13 protein-coding genes are annotated in these 19,149 nt (G+C 65.4%); 4 read left to right on the top strand and 9 right to left on the bottom strand.

Annotated elements, in window-relative coordinates:
* On the bottom strand, window positions 1–1,386 hold a 1,386-nt coding region (locus tag D7S86_RS27740), incomplete at its 3' end, for a filamentous hemagglutinin N-terminal domain-containing protein (protein ID WP_121091364.1).
* 401 nt (window positions 1,387–1,787) lie between these two features.
* Here D7S86_RS27740 and D7S86_RS27735 point away from each other — a divergent pair.
* Together D7S86_RS27735 and D7S86_RS27730 are read left to right on the top strand one after the other, a co-directional pair.
* Complete coding sequence (locus D7S86_RS27735; protein ID WP_121091363.1) at window positions 1,788–4,187, top strand: bifunctional diguanylate cyclase/phosphodiesterase; 2,400 nt, start codon at window positions 1,788–1,790, stop codon at window positions 4,185–4,187.
* Window positions 4,188–4,283: 96 nt separating this feature from the next.
* The gene (locus tag D7S86_RS27730) at window positions 4,284–5,468 is read left to right on the top strand and encodes a sensor domain-containing diguanylate cyclase (protein WP_121091362.1); all 1,185 of its coding nucleotides are present in this window, start codon (window positions 4,284–4,286) and stop codon (window positions 5,466–5,468) included.
* 34 nt (window positions 5,469–5,502) lie between these two features.
* Here the strand turns inward: D7S86_RS27730 and D7S86_RS27725 are convergent, their stop codons facing one another.
* The 3 genes from D7S86_RS27725 to D7S86_RS27715 form a co-directional block, all read right to left on the bottom strand.
* Window positions 5,503–7,521: an arabinofuranosidase catalytic domain-containing protein gene (locus D7S86_RS27725; protein WP_121091361.1), complete on the bottom strand. Its 2,019-nt coding sequence runs from the start codon at window positions 7,519–7,521 to the stop codon at window positions 5,503–5,505.
* A gap of 610 nt (window positions 7,522–8,131) precedes the next feature.
* Window positions 8,132–9,469, bottom strand: coding sequence for an MFS transporter (locus D7S86_RS27720; RefSeq protein WP_121091360.1), 1,338 nt, complete (start codon window positions 9,467–9,469; stop codon window positions 8,132–8,134).
* 234 nt (window positions 9,470–9,703) lie between these two features.
* Window positions 9,704–10,615 (bottom strand): LysR family transcriptional regulator, encoded by a 912-nt coding sequence (locus D7S86_RS27715; RefSeq protein ID WP_121091359.1) that lies wholly within the window; start codon window positions 10,613–10,615, stop codon window positions 9,704–9,706.
* A 99-nt stretch (window positions 10,616–10,714) separates the two neighbouring features.
* Between D7S86_RS27715 and D7S86_RS27710 the strand changes: the two genes are divergently transcribed.
* Both D7S86_RS27710 and D7S86_RS27705 read left to right on the top strand, forming a co-directional pair.
* Complete coding sequence (locus D7S86_RS27710) at window positions 10,715–12,379, top strand: FAD-dependent oxidoreductase (RefSeq protein ID WP_121091358.1); 1,665 nt, start codon at window positions 10,715–10,717, stop codon at window positions 12,377–12,379.
* A gap of 230 nt (window positions 12,380–12,609) precedes the next feature.
* Window positions 12,610–13,521, top strand: a complete 912-nt coding sequence (locus D7S86_RS27705; protein ID WP_121091369.1) for a LysR family transcriptional regulator — start codon at window positions 12,610–12,612, stop codon at window positions 13,519–13,521.
* Window positions 13,522–13,535: 14 nt separating this feature from the next.
* On the opposite strand, the gene D7S86_RS27700 is transcribed toward D7S86_RS27705, so the two are convergent.
* The 5 genes from D7S86_RS27700 to D7S86_RS27680 all read right to left on the bottom strand — a co-directional run bounded on the left by D7S86_RS27700 (window position 13,536) and on the right by D7S86_RS27680 (window position 18,937).
* On the bottom strand, window positions 13,536–14,432 hold the full coding sequence (locus D7S86_RS27700; protein WP_121091357.1) for an alpha/beta hydrolase: 897 nt from the start codon (window positions 14,430–14,432) through the stop codon (window positions 13,536–13,538).
* Between the two features lie 21 nt (window positions 14,433–14,453).
* Complete coding sequence (locus D7S86_RS27695; RefSeq protein ID WP_121091356.1) at window positions 14,454–15,710, bottom strand: amidohydrolase family protein; 1,257 nt, start codon at window positions 15,708–15,710, stop codon at window positions 14,454–14,456.
* A gap of 36 nt (window positions 15,711–15,746) precedes the next feature.
* Complete coding sequence (locus D7S86_RS27690) at window positions 15,747–16,922, bottom strand: MFS transporter (RefSeq protein ID WP_121091355.1); 1,176 nt, start codon at window positions 16,920–16,922, stop codon at window positions 15,747–15,749.
* A gap of 183 nt (window positions 16,923–17,105) precedes the next feature.
* Window positions 17,106–18,371: a DUF3443 family protein gene (locus D7S86_RS27685; RefSeq protein WP_121091354.1), complete on the bottom strand. Its 1,266-nt coding sequence runs from the start codon at window positions 18,369–18,371 to the stop codon at window positions 17,106–17,108.
* Window positions 18,372–18,403: 32 nt separating this feature from the next.
* Window positions 18,404–18,937 (bottom strand): DUF2844 domain-containing protein, encoded by a 534-nt coding sequence (locus D7S86_RS27680; protein ID WP_121091368.1) that lies wholly within the window; start codon window positions 18,935–18,937, stop codon window positions 18,404–18,406.
* Window positions 18,938–19,149 lie beyond the last annotated feature (212 nt).

Raw genomic sequence — 19,149 nt, 5'->3', positions numbered from 1 at the left:
GAGTGTGAGCGGACCGCCCGCGGCGAGTGTGGCGTTGCGGTTCGAGAGGGCTTGCGATGCGTGGATGGTCAATGCGTTTGCCGCATCGACGCGACCGTTGTCGAGTGCGGCCTTCGCGACGTCGAGCCTGAGGTCGGTGCCTGCGTGCAACTGGCCGCTGCTCGTCAAGCGCGTCGCGTTGATCGTCAGGCTGCCCGGTTGGGTGATGTTGGCAGTGGCTCCGCTATCGGTATCTGAGCGTCCGGTTGCGTTCGGGTTAGCGACAGCATTGCCATTCTCAGGAACAGGCCCCGCCGTATTCAGTCTGACTCCTGCGCCAATCCGCCCCGTGTTGTCAATCCCCTGCGCAGCAAGACTCACATCCGAACCCGCCACCAACGTGCCGCTATTCGTGACACCTTGCATGGCTGTCACCCCAAGCGCGCCCGCCGCTACGACATGACCCGCACTGTTCAGGTTCGTGCCTGAAACATGCACGTCACCCGCAGCCTGCATGCGCCCCGGCGCTTCAATCGTCACATCCCCGTTCGCCGACAACTGAATATCGCCCGTCAGCGAATTGATCGAGCCCGTATCACGTACACCGACGCCCGCCTCGGTGCCGATCAAACGCACCGCACCGTTGCCGTACATCCCGCCAAGCGCATGCACGTCGATCGCGAATTGCGGTGCGGCACCTGCGCCCGCCTGCGGGGTCACACGACCACTCGCGAGATCGACCTCATTGGCACCCGCCACGGCGTGGATCGACTGTGCCCAGATCTGACCGTTGATCGTCATCGCACGCGTGATCAGATCGACCGGCGAGCTTTGGGCAGACAAGCCCCCCGTGCCGATATCGATATGCCCCTGCGTGACGTTGAAGCCCGCGACCGAACCATCCGCATCGAAGTTCGGCAGACCTGTCGAGAGCGTCACACGCGGCACGTTCACGAAGCCGCAGCCCGAACAGGCGATACCCGCCGGATTTGCCACGACAAGCGGCGCCGCATGTCCCGCGATCTCGCTCGGTCCTAACAACTGCGAGACATTGCCGCCCGTGACCTGAAGCAAGATGCGTTGCGCAGGGGTATTACCGATGAACGGATTGCCTTGCACCCAGCCGGCGATCTGCGTCTGCGCGGGCACGCCGTTATTGGCGATGACGACGCCTGAAGTTCCGACGTTGTAGTCGGTCAGTTGATTGTTGGAAACCCCTTTAGGACCCACCGGAGCCGTGATGTTGACCACGGGAATACCCGAGGCGCTCGTCGTCACGACGGGGTGCGGATTAGCGGATTTATCCGGTGTGATGGGCAGCGTCGCCTGCGCGCTTGAGACAGGCGCGTATAAACCCAAAGCGCAAAGCGCCGTCAAAGCGGCGGCAAGATCGATCGTCGTCTTCAAGCCTGGTTCCCCCGTTCACGTCGTGCAACCGCGTTGAGTGAGCAAGGACGCTATCCGACGCGAAAGGGGGAAACCTATCGAACAAATTCGATTTGCTGATGCACATTGCGCTCATTTGGACGCATGACGAATGCGGACTAAAAAAACGCTAAACAAGCGAAAACCTGGCTACCACAATAAGATCGACCGGCCGCAGTCAACACGACGAAGCGGCACGCTCCGACACCTTCCCCGCCAAGCGCGAAATCCGGGCAAATCCTTAGCGTTTACAAGGCGCGCGTTTTGTTAATGAACCGATACCATTGACAACGGACCTTCGGGCCGCCGCGTACGCGCGCGCCCGCGCTTGTCGTGCATCAACATGATTTGAATTTTCTCTATCGGACCGTACGGGGAATCCGGTGACCAATGTCTTCGCGTGCGTCTGGGGGCGGCACGATATCGGCGTGATCGTCGTCGCGGTGCTCGTCTGCCTAGCTGGATCCTGGTCGGTGATCCGGCTCTTCCAGCGCGCGAGCGCGGCGGTCGGTTCCGAGCGCATCGCGTGGATCCTCCTCTCGACGGTCATCGCCGATGCCGCGATCTGGTGCACGCACTTCATCGCGATGCTCGGCTATCACCCGGGCGTCGCCGTCAGCGTCGATCCCGCGCTCGTCGTCGTCTCGCTGCTGATCACGACCGTCGGCGCCGGACTCGGCTTTGCCGTCGCGGTCGATCGCGGCTTCAATGCGATCATCGGCGGCGCAATCATCGGTCTCGCGATCGCCGGCATGCACTACACCGGCATGATGGCCTACCGCGTCAACGGCACCACCGTCTGGAACCCGACATGGCTTTTTGCATCCATCGTCGTGTCGGTCGTGTTCGCCGCCCTCGCATTGCACGTCGCCGTCCGCCGTCCGCCGTTTTCGGGCGGCACCGCCGCCACGGTCTTGCTCGCGCTCGCGATCAGCGGCATGCATTTCACCGGCATGGCCGCATTCCACGTTTATCCGCTCGCGGTCAACGCAAGTCTGCCCAACGCGGACCCCATGCAGACCTTCGCACTGACGGTCGCCACCGTGACGGCCCTCATCGCGACCGCGAGCCTCGCGATTCACCGGATCGACAGCCGCGTGCGCGTCGTCGCATCCGAAGCGCTGAACCACATGTCGAACGGCCTCATCCTCGTCGCGGGCGACGGCACCATCCGCCTCGTCAACGACCGTATCCGCGAGATGCTCAATCTCTCCGCGCACTCGCTTCACGTCGGCATGTCACTGCATCAATACATTCACAATCTCGGCGACCGCGAAGGCTGGGACGCGCCCGAAATCCGGCGCATCGTCGCCGACGTCGAATCATGGATGCATGAAGGCGCATCCGTGCGAATCGAGCGCCGCTTCGGCGACGGCACGATCCTGAGCATCGCATCGAAACCCGCATCCGACGGCGGCACGATCCTGACCTACGACGACGTGACCGAGATCCGCCAAGGCCAGCGCGAACTCGCGCATATGGCTTTCCACGACGCATTGACCGGACTCCCGAACCGGCGCAGTCTCGCCGAACACGTCGCGCGTCTCTCGCAAAGCACGTCGTTCGCGCTGCTGCTGCTCGACCTCGATCACTTCAGCGCAATCAACGACACGCTCGGCGACGCGATCGGCGACGCAGTACTCGTCGAAGCCGCACGACGCGTACGCGATATCTGCGGCCCGTCGGAACTCCCGTTCCGGCTCGGCGGCGACGAACTCGTCATGACGGGCCACCTGACACAACGCCAGGCCGATACCCTCGCGCGACGCGCGATCGCGGCGCTCGCGCGGCCCTTCGAGATCAACGGCCGCACGGTCGCGACCGGCGCAAGCGTCGGCGTCGCGATGGCCGACCAGGGCGAAGATCCCCAGCTCGTCCAGCGCAAGGCGCGCCTCGCGCTCGATATCGCCAAACGCAATGGCCGTTTCCGCGTCGAGTTCTATAGCGACGGCACGCTCGAGGAAACCGTCGAGCGCAAACTGCTCGAACACGATCTTGCTCTTGCCGTCGAATCCGGGCAGCTCGAACTCGACTACCAGCCGCTTTACGCATTGCCCGATCGCACCCTCACGGGTTTCGAAGCCTTGCTTCGATGGCGCCATCCGGTCAGAGGACGCGTGCCGCCGTCCGCATTTATCCCCCTCGCCGAGCAGTGCGGTGCGATCGCCGAGATCGGCGCATGGGTCATCGACGAGGCCTGCCGTCAGGCCGCGCTCTGGCCGGCGAATCTCTATGTATCGATCAACGTGTCGCCGCTCCAACTCCGCTCGGACGATACGCCGCGACAGATCGCCGACGCGATCGCGCGTCATCGGCTTGCACCCGGCCGCATCGAAATCGAAGTGACCGAGACCGGCATGCTCGAAAACAGCGCACGCATCGCGACGGCGCTCGCGGCCGTGCGAGCGCTCGGCGTGCGGATCGCGATGGATGACTTCGGCACGGGGTATTCGTCGCTGGTCCACATTCGAGACTTCGCCGTGGATCGCATCAAGATCGATCGGAGTTTTATCGGCGCTTCCGATACCGATCCGAATTCGGCGGCGGTGGTCTGCGCGGTCGCGACGCTCGCGCGGAGCATCGGCGTTGCGACGACCGGAGAAGGCGTTGAAAATGAGGCACAGCTCGCCAAATTGATCGAATACGGCTGCGGCACGGTGCAAGGCTTTCTGCTGAGCCGGCCGCTCGATGCGATGCGCGCCACCGAGCTCGCGCATGCACACCGCGACGGGCAAGCGGCACGTCTTACGGACCAGGAGATCAACGATGCGCGTACCCTGTGACGATCCGATGCGGTTGGCGGCCCGTGTGTGGTTTGTGCGGGTTCGCGAGCGTTCGCGTACCGGCATTTTGCTCTGACGAGGTTCGCTGTGAGGTTCGTGAAGCGCGTTCTCGACTGGCTGTATCCCGCCTTGACGATCGTCGATGCCGGCGACGGTTCGCGCGCGTCCCGTCGCGGCTCAGGCGACGCGGCCTCGGACAAGACGGCCCGACTGCTCGCCAACGCGCGGCAGACGACGGTCGGCATTGCCGCTTCCTATGTCTACGACTGCGCGATCCTGTTCGGTTTCAGCGCGGCGGGCTTCATCGATATCGAGGTGCCGCTCGTCGTCTCGGTCCTGATGGCCGCGATCATCGGTCTGGTGTCGCTTGCCCATCTGACGCGCTGGAGTCTCACGCGGCGCGATCCCACCCTGTTTCTACCGCATCAGATCTTTGCGGCGCTCGTCTGCCTCGGGGTTGTCGTCGCGGCGCCGCAGATCGGTTTTCAGCCGCTTTCGACGCTCTTCGTCACGAGCGTGTTCGGCTTTCTCGCCCCCAACACGCGTAGCCTGATCGCCTCGTGGTGCGTGATCGCGATCGGCGCGGCCGCGGCAGTGTTCTATACGGGCGCGCGCCTCGCGATTCCGACCGATACGTTCGAAGGCCGCGTGCTGACGTGCGCGATCGTCGTCGGTCTGCTCGCGCGATGCATGTGGGTCGTCCTGTTCGTTCACCGCTTGCGCAGGCGCCTCGCCGCGAAGAACGAGTCGTTGCGCGAGGCCATGGCGCGTATCGAAGCGCTCGCGCTGACCGACGACGTGACGGGACTCGCGAACCGCCGCGCGATCACCGAATTACTGAGCAGCCATATCGGCCTGAGTCAGCGCACGGGTTTGCCGCTGTCGATCGCACTCGTCGACGTCGATCATTTCAAGCGCATCAACGACATCCACGGCCACCTCACGGGCGACCGCGCGTTGAAATTTCTCTCGGAACAAGCCGTTGCCGCGATCCGTGTCCAGGATCGGATCGGCCGCTTCGGCGGCGAAGAATTCCTGATCGTGCTGAGCGCGACGACGCTCGACGACGCCGTCCACGTCATGGAGCGCCTGCGCAGTCATATCGCGTCGTGCGACTGGGCATCGATCGGTCTCGAAGGACGTGTGACCGTCACGGTCGGCGTCGCGCACTTCGCGAGCCGAGAATCGATCGAAATGCTGCTGCGCCGCGCCGATCTCGCCTTGTATCGAGGCAAGGACGCCGGACGCAACTGCGTGATGCTCGCGCCGCCCGCGGCGTAGCGTTGCGGGCGGCTCCGTCAGCCGTGTCGGTCGCTCAAGACGACGATGCGGTCTTGAGAATCGCGAGCGACGGGCAATAGTGCGTCGCAGTCAGATAGTCAGTCGATTGACTCGAGCGGACGCCGGCTGCATTCGAGGTCGGCGGATCGATGAAGACCTGCGCGTTGTTCGATCCTGCGGGTGTGGTCAGCGTCATCGTGATCTTCCACCAGTTCCCGACCTTGATCGAACTCAACGCGCTCGCCTGACCCGCGCCCCACGTGCCGCGAACGATCGCACCCGTGTTCGTATCGACGACCCAGCCGAATTCGGTGCCGCTCGGGTCGTCGGTCTGGATCGAGCCGCCCGGAAACACGGTCGCGTTCGTCGTTGCCAGCACGTAGTCGCTGAACGTATAGGCCTGGTTCGGCTGCACGCGGATGATTTCACGGACGTTCGCGAACGCCGAACCGCCCGTGTTCGTCAGCGTCGCCGCACCGCGCTCGATGCCCGAGATGTCGGTCGCGGCCACCGCCGTGCCGCCGGTTTGCTGCGCCCATGCCGCCGGATCCGTGAGCCCGAGCGGCGAGTCGATCAGATTGCCCGCGTTGCACGCGGCCGCGACCGGGTTCGACGGCGGGCCATAGAAGTTTGCGATGCTCGTCTGAATCGAGTTGTCGGTCGTATCGGACGTCGCTTTCGTGAGGATCGCGCCTTCGAAGAACTGGATCGGCGCGGCACTGCCGTCGCCGCCTTCGCCAAGCGACAAGCCGCCTTCCCATTGGCCGTTGAACGCATGGCCGGCGTCCTGCCCGAATTGCCAGGCCTCGGGCGGCACCGCGTCGAAATCGGCCGTCAACACGCTTTGCGAGGCCGCGCCGCTCTTGACGACAAATTCATTCGACGCCGTGACCGGCGAATATTTCGCGAGCACCGTGACGAACCGCTCCTTCGGCGGCTGCTGCGGACCGTACAGATAGACGCCGGCTTCCGCATCGACGCCGGGCCAGTTCGTATCGAGTCCGTTGCAGACCGTGTCCTTCACGTTCGGGGCGTCCTGTCCCGTGCCGTCGCAATAGCCGAACGTCGCGGCATTGCCGTTCGAGAACGCGAGCGCGAACATCTCGCCTTCGATTTCGCCATGCGCGTACGTGCTCGGGTCCGCGCTCGCCTCCATATTTCCGTAGGTGCCGCAACACGTCGACGATTGGTCGTAGTGCGCACCCGCCACCATGTATTCGGCGATATCGCTGTCGCCAAGCGACTGGTTCACAGTCCCGAACCGGTTCCGATACCCCTGTCCGTCGAGCGTCGCGAGCGCGGGAATCTGTGCGCCTTGTGCCTGCGCATAGCTCAAGGTCGCAGGCTTGCCCGCGATGGCGGGCAGATCGTTGCCGATGCTCAACGCGAGCGGGGCGGCCGTCGTCAGCGTGGTCGGCGGCGTGCTCAATTGCACGGTCAGCGTGCCGCTCGTGCCCGGCAGCGTGATCGTCGCCAACCCGTTGAGCACCGGCACGGTCGTCGTCTTGTTCGCGCCGGCCGCGGGGTTCGGCACGGTCAGCGATTCGGTTCCGTCGGCATTGAGCGTCAACGTCGCCGCGACGTTGCCGAACGCGCCGTTCTTGAGCGGTGCGACGAGGTCGATCTGATCGTAGATATCCGTGATGCTGCACGTCGTCTTGTTGCAGAACGCGCTCGCGGTATTGACGTTGGCCGAGCCGATCAGGCTCGACTCGGCGCCGCGCGGCAGCGTGCCCGACGTGTACGGATAGACGTCGAGCGTGCCGCCGTCGGACGCGCGCGTGAGCTGGAACAACGGTCCCTTGTAGGTCTTCGTGAGCAGGCGCGTCACGCTATGCGCCGCCGAGCACGGCGTATTCGCGTTGGCCGCGGCGTCGCAGGGCAGCGTCGGCGCGTTGGGCGCCTGAAGCGATGCGCTGTCGACGTTCGCGGCGCTCAGATTCGATGCGCCGCCGGCCGCGGATTGCGCGTCTCCGCTGTCGCCGCTGCATGCGGCGAGACCGATGCTTGCCGCGAACAACACGGACAGTAATCTCATTGCTCTGGCCTTCATGACTGCCTCCTGTAGAGCCAAGACATGCTTTCGATTCAGAGAATGCAGGGGTGCGGGACGGCATGCGGTGCAGCGATCGCCGATTGACCGAACACGGATGCGAGCGCGCAAGCGAGCCCGCACGCGTCACCGCAATATGTGCGTGCAAGACGTACAAATGCGTGCGTACGTCCGCGCGGCACAACGTGCGGAAACGAGTGGTTCGGAAAGGGAAACGGCGATGTCGCGCGCAAAACGCCCGGATGGGGGACAGCGACGGCGTGATCCGGTGACGCGCGCGTTCGACGGTCAGTTCATGTCGCGGACGTCGGGTGGACGGTCTGGGGTCCATCGCACTGCAAAACGTCGAAGCGCCGCGCAGCTCACCATCATCGCCTCCTGGATTGTTTTATCGGATGCACTTCGGCTTGCGCCGGAGGATCCGATCGCACGTGACGGTCGGACCGTGACGTGCGGTAATAATATTAATCAATATTATCTGAAGGGCGCGTCAGTGAAATCCCGTAGATCGGGTGAGTGCGATGGAAAGCCGCGTCAGTGCTTGTTTTCCGGAGGATGGGACAACGCGGTCATCAGGTCGAAAGCAAATTGCAATGAATAATATTAATTGTCAGTGTCCGGCGAGGCCGCCTTGCGCGGCGGGCACGAGCCGCGCCATGCACATGATCGCGACCGCGACGGCCGCGAGCGCGGGAGCCACGGACAGGACGAGCAGCACATGCGCGGCATCGACATCGTGCTGGATGAGCGCGCCGAACGCGATCGGCGCGACGACTTGTCCGAGCCGGCCCATGCCCATCGACCAGCCGACGCCCGTCGAGCGCATTTCGCTCGGATAGAACAACACGGCAAGCGCAATCGCGCCCGACGCGCCGATCCCCACGAACACGCCGATCGACGCAAGGCCGAGGCTTGTCGCGGCGACGGACGTGCCCGCTTGTCCGGTCATCGCGGTGACCGCGGCGCCGACGATCAACGCGGGCACGAGCACGCGCGCGGCGCCGAAGCGTTCGATGAGCCGTCCGACGATCGCCATGCCGATCAACGCCCCGAGCCCATGGAATCCGATCACGACGGCCGTGTCGGCGGCGGCCATGCCGTCCGCGCGCAACAGCACAGGGAACCAGAGCACGACGACGGCCAGCGTGCCGAACGCCATGAAGAAGGTCAGCGCAAGCAAGGCCGTGGCGAGCACGCGGCCTTCGGCGAATAACGCGCGCAAGGGTGCGCCCTCGCGCCGTTCGACGTCGACGACATAGCGGCGATCGGTCGGCAGGCCGAGACGGGCGACCACGCGCAGCAACGCCGTTTCTCGGGCGTCGCCTGTCGCGAGAAAGCCGGCCGAATCGGGCAGCCGCCACGCGAGCACGGCGGCGAGTCCGAGCGGCACCAGGCCGCCGACGACAAACATCCAGTGCCAATCGAAATGGCGCAGCAAATAAGCGTTCGCGAAGCCGCCGACCATGCCGCCGAGCGGAAATGCAGCCCATAAAAGGCTCGTGATCGTCGCGCGTCGCCGGCGCGGCGAATACTCGGATGCGAGTGCGATAAAGCACGGCACCGCGCCGCCGAGTCCGATGCCCGACAGCACGCGCCATGCGATGAGCGTCGCATACGACGATGCGTAGCCGGTCACGAACGTGCCGATGCCGAACAGCACGACGGAGCCGATGAGCACGCGTTTGCGGCCGATGCGATCGGCCAGGGAGCCGAGCGCCATCGCGCTGAGCACGGCGCCGAGCACGGCCGCCGAAAACACGAAGCCGAGCTGTGCCTTGTCGAGATGCAAGGTGCGCGCGATGAACGGCGCCGCGATGCCGATCGATTGCGAATCGATGCCATCGAGGAAAGCGACCGACGCGCAGAGCACGAACGTCGCGATCTGCATGCGGCCGATGGGCCGCTCATCGATGAGGCGCGAGAGATTGACGGGAGAGGAGGCGGTCATGTGCGCGCCCGTGCCCGCGCCTGTGCTCGACAGGCGGGCCGTGCGCGCGCCGCTGCTGCGAACGCGCGATTCATCGACGATGTCTCCGTTTTTATGCGTATCGGCGGCCCGTCATGGCGGGCTTGTGCCTACGAAGACTACGAACGCGGCGACTATGCGTCAATCGAGCGCATGTCATACACGGAATGCACGACGTGCATAGTGAAGCGTGGACGGATCGCACCGCCTCGATCGTCACGCTTCGTTGAGCGCGTCGTAGATGGCCTGACGAATAAAGCGGTTCGCGGCGTCGTCCTTGTAACGCCGATGCCAATGCTGACGCACCGGAATACGCGGCAGGCCGGCGGGCAATTCGACAGCGCGCAGCGGGGCGAGCTTGCGAAACGCGGGCACGAGTTCCTCGGTCACGATGCCCATCCAGTCGCTTTCGGCGAGGATCGGCGCGAGCGCCATCACATAGGGCATCTCCATGACGACGGCCTCGCGGTCGGCGCCGCCGAGCCGGTTGTCGAGCCAACGGTTGATCGCGAGCGTGCCCGGCGAACGCACGAGCGCGACCGAGCGCAATTGACGCAGCGTGAGCCGCTGCCCGATGCGCGGATGATCGTCGCGCACGATGCCGACGAAGGTCCGCGTGAACAATTGCTGTTGATAGAGGCTTGTCTTGAGTTCGGGGTAATACCCGATCGCGACGTCGAGCCGTCCCTCTTCGAGCGCGGGCACGATCTCGCGGCGCGAGACGTCGAGCGCGACGATATGCGCGTGCGGCGCGCGTTCGCGCAGCAGCCTCAGCACGCGCGGCACGATGATGAATGCGCCGACCTCGCCGACGCAGACGTTGAAAACACGCGTCGTCGTTGCGGGATCGAACGAGGGCGGGCTCAGCACCTCGTCGCGAATGATGCGCAGCGAGCGGCCGATCGGCTCCGCGAGCCGCGTGACGAGCGGCGTGGGACGCATCTCGCCGCCCACGCGCACGAACAGCGGATCGCCGAGCCGCGTGCGCAGCCGCGCGAGCGTGTGGCTCAGCGCCGACTGACTGACATCGAGCGCCTGCGCGGCGCGCGTGATCGTACGGTGTTGCAGCACGGCTTCGATGACCAGCAGAAATTCGAGCCGGTCGATCCCGTTATGCAGGGTTTTCATAGCGTGTATGACGTCTGTGATCTATACGCCGTGAACTATCCGAAACTAACATGGGCTTCGCCAATCGGGACAATCACTCAAGAACGCAAGAGGAGACGCATGAACGACGATCGGTCAGCAGCATCGGATGGATGGGATGTCGTCGTCATCGGCGGCGGGCCGGTCGGTCTCGCCGCGACGATCGAGCTGGCGCGGCGCGGCATCCGCACGTTGCTCGTCGAACGCAACGATCGCGTCGGGCATGCGCCGCGCGCGAAGACCTGCAACGTCCGCACATGCGAACACCTGCGGCGCTGGGGCATCGTCGAGCGCTTGCGCGCACGCGCGCCGTTCGGCATCGACTATCCGTCGAACATCGTCTTCGCGACGCGCCTCGCGGGCCATCCGCTCGCGCGCTTCGAGAACGCTTTTTTTTGCCGGCCCGGCGCGCATCCGCTTTATGCCGAGCATGCGCAATGGATTCCGCAATACAAACTCGAGGAGACCTTGCTCGACCATGCGCGCGAATGGCCCTCCGCGACGCTGCGCTTCAAGACGAACGTGACCGGACTCGAACAGGACGGCGACGGCGTGACACTTTCGCTCGCGACGCCCGAGGGCGCGCAGACCGTGCGCAGCCGCTATGTGATCGCGGCCGACGGCGCGGGCAGCGCGACGCGCAAGCAGCTCGGCATTCCGATGATCGGCGACGGCGCGTTGTCGAAGCATCGCACGCTGATCTTCCGCGCGCCCGAGCTCGCCGAGCGGCATGCGCACGGGCCCGCCGTCGCATACTGGATCGTCAATCGCGACGCTCCGTCCGTGCTGGGGCCGATGGATGAGGGCGGGCGCTGGTATTTCGGCTTCACGCCGCATCCGGGGCTCGAAGACGCGGTCGAGGCATTGCGTCTCGCGACGGGGCTCGACATCGATCCCGAAGTGCTGTCGATCGACGACTGGACCGCGTTTCGCCTCGTTGCCGAACGCTATCGCGAAGGGCGTGTGTTTCTCGCGGGCGACGCGTGCCATCTGCATCCGCCGTTCGGCGGCTACGGCATGAATCTCGGCGTCGGCGATGCGGTCGATATCGGCTGGAAACTCGCCGCGGTGCTGCAAGGCTGGGCCGGCGACGCCTTGCTCGACAGCTACGGCATCGAGCGGCGCCCCGTTCATCTGCGCACCATCGACGAGGCCGTCATCAATCACAACCGTTCGTCGGGCTCGCTCGTGACGGCCGAGCTCGAGGACGACGGACCGGCCGGCGATGCCGCGCGCGCCGCGGCGAAGACGCGCATTCTCGACGAGAAGATCCGCGAGTTCGACACGCTCGGCGTCGTGCTCGACTATCGCTACGACGACTCGCCGGTCATCGTGCACGACGGCACCGACGCGCCGCCGCATCACTATCGCGATTACGTGCCGTCGGCACGGCCGGGTCATCGCGCGCCGCATCGGTGGCTCGATGGCGCGTCAACCGCGCGAGGCGCGGCGCTCTATGACCGTTTCGGCGACGGATTCACGCTGCTCGCGACGCGCGGCGGCGACGCACCGACGGCCGCATGGCGCGAGCGCGCCCGCGCGCTCGGTATCCCGCTCGACGTGCTCGTGATCGACGATCCCGCGCTGCATGCGCTATACGGTGCGCGTTATGCATTGATTCGCCCCGATCAGCACGTTGCGTGGCGGGGCGATACGGTGCCCGACGATGTCGATCGCGTGCTGGCGACGGTCACGGGGCATGCCGTGCAAGCGGCGCGGCGCGAGCATGTCGTGTCGACAGAGTGAGGGGTGTGAGGCCACGGCGGCCCATGCCGTCCGGATGAAACGTCCAGCGGAATTGAATCCGTAATTGCATGACTACCGCGACAGGGGACATTGGACGCACACTCCAATACGACCCCTGATACGCGCAGTCTCTCTCGACGGCGGCCCTGGCAATCGCGGCCCGGCAACCGACCGTCGTGTATTCGAAGGTGCGTTCGACACAGGCGGCGTTTTGCATGGAGGCGCACGCGGTGCGATTCAACAAGCTGGACCTGAACCTGCTCGTCACGCTCGATGCGCTGCTCGAAGAGCGGCGCATCACGCGCGCGGCCGAGCGGCTCAATCTCAGTCAGTCGGCGATCAGCGGCATGCTCGCGAAGCTCCGCGAGTATTTCGACGACGAACTGCTCGTGCCCGTCGGACGCAATCTCGAACTCACGCCGCTTGCGCACGAACTCGCGCAACCCGTGCGGGATCTGCTGCTCCAAGTGCAGACGATCGTCGCGATCGATCCGGCATTCGAGCCGGCGCACGCGCGACGCCACTTCAAGATCGCGACGTCGGACTATGTGACGAACGTGCTGATGCCGCACGTGATTCCCGCGATCGAGCAGGTCGCGCCGAATATCACGCTCGAATTCATGCCGCAGGAGGACTCGGCCGACAAACTCCGGCGCGGCGAATACGATCTGCTGATCATTCCCGAGCCGTTCATCGCGTCCGATCATCCGAATCGGCCGCTGTTCGACGACACGTACACGTGCGTCGTCTGGGAAGGCAATACCGCGGTCGGCGACCGCGTGAGCCTCGAAGCCTTCGAGCGGCTCGATCATGTCGCCGCGTTGCTCGGCTGGCCGCGCTTGCCGACTTACGACAGCCGCTACCTCGAATCGCAAGGGGTCAAGCGGCGCATCCGCGTGACGACGTCCGACTTTGTCTCGATGGCGCCCGCGCTGATCGGCAGTCAAATGATCGCGACCATGCATCGCCGTCTCGCGAGCGAACTCGCGCGGCGGCTGCCGTTGCGGCTCGTCGAACCGCCGGTGGCGATTCCGGCGGTCCACGAGTTTCTGCAATGGCATGAATATCGCGAGAACGACCGCTGCCACCGCTGGCTGCGCGATCGCATCATCGAAGCGGCGGCGGGCTTGCCGGGCGCTTAGCGCCCGATGATCCCTCAGACGCGGTTCAGAAAGTCGAGCATCGCGGACGCGAGCACATCGTCGACCGTGTTGATCGCTTCGAGCTGCGAGAGGTGATTGTGCGCGGGGATCACGGCGAGGTCGGGATCGAAGCCGTATTGCGTCGTGAGCCGCGCGAACAGCTCGCCGGCCTGCACATGCATCTGCGGCGGATCGAGTTCCGCCCAGGTGACGAGCACGGGGAACGCGGGCACGTCGATCTGTTCGACGGTCGACATCTCGGGGTATCGATCGAAATCGTCGCCGAAATAGGCCTCGTTGCGCGGATCGGGCGTCGCGACCTTGAATTGCCGGCGCGCGCGTTTTTCAAGGTGGACGTTGTAGACGCCCGAGATGAAGATCGCGGCCTTCGGCGCGGCAAGGCCCGCGGGACGCAGGCGCGCAATCAGCGTTGCCGCGGCCGCGTGGGCCGCGCCGGCCGATTCGCCTGCGATGACGATGCGGGCGGGATCCGCGCCGAGCGCGGCGGCGTTCGCATGCGCCCATGCCCAGGTCGCGGCGACGTCCTGTGCGCCGGCCGGCCAGCGGTGCGCGGGCCCGAGCCGATAGCTCGGCAGCACGGTCACGAAGCCCGCGCGCGCGAAGCGCCAGCCGACGTTCGCGCGCTCGGAGCGGTTGCCGCGGATAAAGCCGCCGCCGTGTACGAAGACAAGCACCGGCCGCGGCGTGTCCGACGGCGACGTCGGTAAGTAGACGTCGAGTTTCTGGCGTTCGTCGCTGCCGTAGGCGATGTCGCGGCGGACTGCGACGCCGTCCGTGGGCTGCGCGTCGCGGTAGGGCGCATACCAGCCCTTGACGCGCGGAGGATCGATGACGGCGCCTGCTGCGCGGATCAGCGCATCGAGGTCGGCACGGGTCTGGGAATCGTTCATCAATGTCGGGTTTGTTTCGCGTTAGTGCAGCACGCGCAGCGCGTGAGGGACTTTGTGGAACTGGCCGTCCTTCATGATACCGGTCAGGCGGCGCTTGTCCTGGAGGATCGTGATGTCCCGCGTCGGGTCGCCGTCGACGATCAGCAGGTCGGCGAGATAGCCGTGCGCGATACGCCCGAGTTCGCCGGGCAGACCCATGAGTTCGCCGCCGAGCGCCGTCGCGGCATGTAACGCCTCGGCCGGCGTGTAACCGAACAGCTCGACGAAAAGTTCGAGGTCGCGCGCGTTGCGTCCGTTCGGGTTGAACGGGAAGCCGTAGTCTCCGCCGGGCAGCACGCGTACGCCGCGCCGGCGCAGTTCGGGCACGAGGCGCTGCTGCAGATCGCGGACTTCGGCGGCGCTGCGTTTCATGTGGCTCATGTCGAAGTGCGGCGGCGGCGCGGCGTCGAGTGTCGCCTGGATGATGCCGATCGCGGGTGCGACGAAGATCTGCTCGCGCGCGTTTTCGAGCATGTCGAGTGCTTCGGCGTCGGCATACGTGCAGTGATAGAGCACGCGGAAGCCGTTGCGCAGCGCCATCTTGACCGCCTCGGCGGCTTGCGCGTGCGCCGCGAGCCAGACGCCCGCCGACGCGGCTTCCTCGCCGGCCGCCTTGGCTTCGTCTTCGCTATAGAGCAACTGTTGCGAAGCGCCGGGCTGCAGGGCGTCTTCGCCCGACAACAGGAATTTGACCGAGCGCGCGCCCATGTCGGCGCATGAGCGCACGAAAGCGCGCACGGCTTCGGGGCCCACGCCGTGCGGATCGACCTCGCCCGCGTTGAGCGCTTGTTCATCGGACGCGACGGGCGGCGTGCGTTCGATCGACGAGGCGACGAGGCGCGGACCGGCCATGCCGCCGCTTTCGATCTGTTCGCGCAGCGCGACCTCGACGCGCTTGTTCAGCGCACCTGCCGAATACGCGCTCGTGAAGCCGTGATCGAGCAGGATGCGCGCGTTGCGCGCGGTCGTGAGGACCAGTTCCTCGGGCGGCAGCGACATGCCGGGCACGAACTTCTCGACGGACGTCGGCCACGACAGGTGCGCATGCGCCTCGACAAGACCGGGCATCAGCGTCGCGCCGCGGCAGTCGTAGCGGTCGTCGCCGTCGATCGCGAGCGACGGCGCGGCCCCGCTCGCGAGCGCGACGATCCGGTTGCCTTCGACGCGGACTTGCGCGTCGTACGGCGCGGAGCCGCTGCCGTCGAACACGCGGACGTTACTGAATACGATGCCTGCCATATCAAGTGCCTCGAATAAAAAATCAAAGAAAGGGAATCAGTGCACGGGCGGGAGCCCGAGGCTGGGCTCGGCGCGATCAAGCGTGCGCAGCCGGCCGAAAAACACGAGGCTAGCGAGGCCGATCACGGTCGCGGCCGCGCCGAGCGCGACGAAACCGAAGCGCACGATCAATGCGCCGCCGAGCAACGGTCCGATCGCGGAGCCCGCCATCAGCATGGCCGGCGTATAGGCGACCGCGCGCCCGCTCGTATCGAGCTTGGCGAGCAGCCCGAACAGGAAGGTGTGCGTGAAAATCATCGCGAAGACCCAAAGCGCCGACGCCACTGCATAGGGGGCGAATGCCGTCGTGTTGCTCAGCGTCAGCGCGAGCACGATCTGCGCGATCGGGCCGAAGAGCGCGACGTTGCGTGCGTCGAGCCGATGTTGGAGCAGAGCCGCGAGTACGGGCGGCAGCATGTTGATCAGACCGCCCGCGACGAGCACGGCGTTGACGTGCGCATCGCCGAAGCCGCGCGCGAGCCCGATGCGCTGGACGAAGCTGAAGACCATGGCCTGGTTGAGCGCCATGCAGACGATGCCCGCGATCGCGGTCCAGCAGCCGCGCGCAAGCGGCGGCGTTTTGGCCGGACCGGATGCGCGCGCGGGGTCAAGCGGCGCGGCCGCGGCGTCGAACGTCGGCCACGCGAGCGCGAGGGCGGCGGCCGCGACAAGCGAGAGCGCGACGAACACGGTGAACAGCGTGACGCCGCCGTGCGCGACGATCAGCGGCGGAACGGCCGCGAAGTAGACCACGCCGAAGATGCCGAGCGCGAGATGGCAGAACGCGAACAAGCGATGCGGGTTCGACGCCTTGCCGACCATGCCGTGCGCGACGGACAGGCCGGTTCCGACGCCGACGCCGGCGAGCGCATGCGCGGCGACCATCGCGCCGAACGTATCCGCGTGCGTCGCAAGACCGAAGCCGCATGCGGCGATCGCGAAGCCGCCGGCTGCGCTGAGCCGTGCGGGAATACGCGTGAACAAGGGGGCGACGCAGGCCGAACAGACGACCGCGCAGGCCAGGTAGGCGGTGACGAGTGCGCCCGCGTTTTGCGCGTCGTAACCGAATCGCTCGATGAGGACGTTGACCCAGACGGGCAGTGCGACGAGGTCGACCATCCCCGCCACATGGGCTGTGACCAGCGCGAAAATCGAACCGCGTCGTGCCGGCATGCGTGTCTCCTTCTTTTATTGGGCTTCGCGCTTGAAATCGGCGCGTGCCGAAAGTGTAGAGACTTGAATGCCGGCGAGCGGACGCGTTTTGCGATGTCAGCTATCGTGTTTTGCGAGGGGTCGATTCAGTGAGGGGATACCCGAGTGCGTAAGCACGGCGCGTGCGTGACGCGCCGTGTTCACTCAGTTCGATACGTACGAGACGTACGGCCCGGTGCCGCCGCCGGTCGATGATTTGCCAACGATGCCGTAATACACGTGCCGTCCGTAGAAGAACGAGAGACCGAGGTCCATCGTGCCGGACATCGGGCCGCCAAGGTTGTTCGACGCGTAATAGTCGGAGTTGTAGAACGTTTGGGCGTCGCCGATGTTGAAATTGATCGTCGCCGACGTCGAATTCGCGCTGATAAGCGTGGTCGACAGGCCGACCGTCGCGCTCGGCGCGTACCAGTCGCCGTAGGTCGGCAGACTCGAATCGGGGAAGAAGATGCCGTTCGATCCCGAGTCGAAGAACGCGTTGCCCGAATACGTGCGTCCGTTGAAGGTCGCGCTCAGATTGCCGTAGTCGTCGGTCGTGAACGTCGTCGCGCCGGTGCCGTTCAACACGTTGTTGGACTCCGTGTCGATGCCGAACACGAGCGTGCCCGTGTCGCTGGCCGCGCCGCTGTCGGCGATCTGCTTGATTTCGACGATCACGCCGTTGTTGTCGGTCGGAAACAGCGCGACCGGATTCGTGATGCGCACCGAATTCGATGCCGGCGTGTATGTCGAACAGTTCGTGCCGTTGCACGCGTAGTAGTCGCCGAGATTGTCGTATTCCGTGACGCTGACGCCGAGAATGCCGTTCGCGCCGAGGTCCGAGGGCACGCTGATCTGGCTCGACACCTGGCAACCGCCTGGCGCCGTCGGGGCCGTGGACGTCGGATCGGTGATGACCTGAATCGGTACGTTGCTCGCGATTTCGGACGAGAGCTTGATATCCGCGTTGCGAATGGTCCCCCACGTGAAGCCGCTGCCGAAGTACGAGCACTCGGACGCCGGATTACCCCCCGACGTTTGCTGCGTAAGTGCGGCGATCGTGCTCGAGTTGGCCGAATTGATCGCGCTGCCGAATAGTCTGAGACCGAACGAACCCGTATCGAGCAGGACGTTCGGGATGGACGCGCAGGCAGTGGCGGCATTCGAGTTCGGCGCGCAAATCGTCACGGTGACCAACGGGAAGTTGACGGCGCCGTACGGTCCCTGTGCGATCGTGATGGGGATGGCGTTCGTCGCGCTGCTGGTCGTCGGTGTCGCGGTGGCGTCGGCCCATGCGGTGCCGCCCGATGCGGATGATGTGTTCGTGCCATTCGACGCGCTATCGCTGCTGCTGCTTCCACCGCCGCCGCCGCATGCGGTCAAGGCGACGCACACGCTCGCGAGCGCGCAGAGCCACGTGAATTTGGACATGGCTTACCCCTTTTCTCGATCGTTCTTCTGGATTACTGGATGCTGTCGGTGCTGAAGCCGCTGGGCAGCGCATTCGAAAGCCACGCGCGGCCGATGAACTTGCCCATGTGACCGCCCGTTTGCACGACGAGGCCCGACTGTTCGACCGTCGCGGGCGCGATGCCGCCGCCGCGCGCCTGGCGTACGGTCGCGAGCCCTTGCTTGAAGCTCGACAGGTTCGATGCGCCGAGCAAGGTGTCGAGCGGCGGGAATTTCGGGCCGTTCCAGGCCACGGCGAAGACGACGTTGTCCGAGCTCACGTATTCGCGCACGACGGTGCCCGTCGAGAGCGTGGTTTCGTTGACCGTGTAGCCCGACGAGACAGCGTCGAGCTGGCGCGTCTGTTGCGCCGCGACGCTCGCGGTGCTCGACGACGTCCACGAGGGCGCCTGGCCCAGTTCGGCGTGCGCGGCGGGTATCAGGCTTGCCGCGACGAGCGCCGGGATCAGCAGGCGGCCCGCACGGGCCGTATGGAACGCGAGGCCGCGTTGTGTTTCGAGGCGATCGAGAAGGATAGGCGTATTCATCTGCTTGAAAGGAGATCGCTGAATGCTCGCCATGCACGGGGCGTGGCGCTGTCTATTATCTGCAAACGCGTCTGCTAAGACACTGAGGACAGCCTCTGGAACCGATTGTCGGTAACCCGCGGTAATGCAAGTCGCCGCGTGCTTCGTGGCTTGCCCCGATTGCAAATCCGCGACGCCTGTCGTGTCCGAATCATGATGGATTGGCCTGTATG

It is taken from the genome of Pararobbsia silviterrae, assembly GCF_003628125.1.
GTDB lineage: Bacteria > Pseudomonadota > Gammaproteobacteria > Burkholderiales > Burkholderiaceae > Pararobbsia > Pararobbsia silviterrae.
Note: the sequence above shows the minus strand (reverse complement) of the source record. Positions and strands in the feature narration are given on the sequence as shown.

Bases quoted from the DNA above. Each gene is read 5' to 3' on its own strand.
- D7S86_RS27685 (WP_121091354.1), bottom strand. From the start codon at position 18,371: ATGTCCAAATTCACGTGGCTCTGCGCGCTCGCGAGCGTGTGCGTCGCC.
- D7S86_RS27715 (WP_121091359.1), bottom strand. From the start codon at position 10,615: ATGAAAACCCTGCATAACGGGATCGACCGGCTCGAATTTCTGCTGGTC.
- D7S86_RS27710 (WP_121091358.1), top strand. From the start codon at position 10,715: ATGAACGACGATCGGTCAGCAGCATCGGATGGATGGGATGTCGTCGTC.
- D7S86_RS27720 (WP_121091360.1), bottom strand. From the start codon at position 9,469: ATGACCGCCTCCTCTCCCGTCAATCTCTCGCGCCTCATCGATGAGCGG.
- D7S86_RS27690 (WP_121091355.1), bottom strand. From the start codon at position 16,922: ATGCCGGCACGACGCGGTTCGATTTTCGCGCTGGTCACAGCCCATGTG.
- D7S86_RS27680 (WP_121091368.1), bottom strand. From the start codon at position 18,937: ATGAATACGCCTATCCTTCTCGATCGCCTCGAAACACAACGCGGCCTC.
- D7S86_RS27725 (WP_121091361.1), bottom strand. From the start codon at position 7,521: ATGAAGGCCAGAGCAATGAGATTACTGTCCGTGTTGTTCGCGGCAAGC.
- D7S86_RS27695 (WP_121091356.1), bottom strand. From the start codon at position 15,710: ATGGCAGGCATCGTATTCAGTAACGTCCGCGTGTTCGACGGCAGCGGC.
- D7S86_RS27700 (WP_121091357.1), bottom strand. From the start codon at position 14,432: ATGAACGATTCCCAGACCCGTGCCGACCTCGATGCGCTGATCCGCGCA.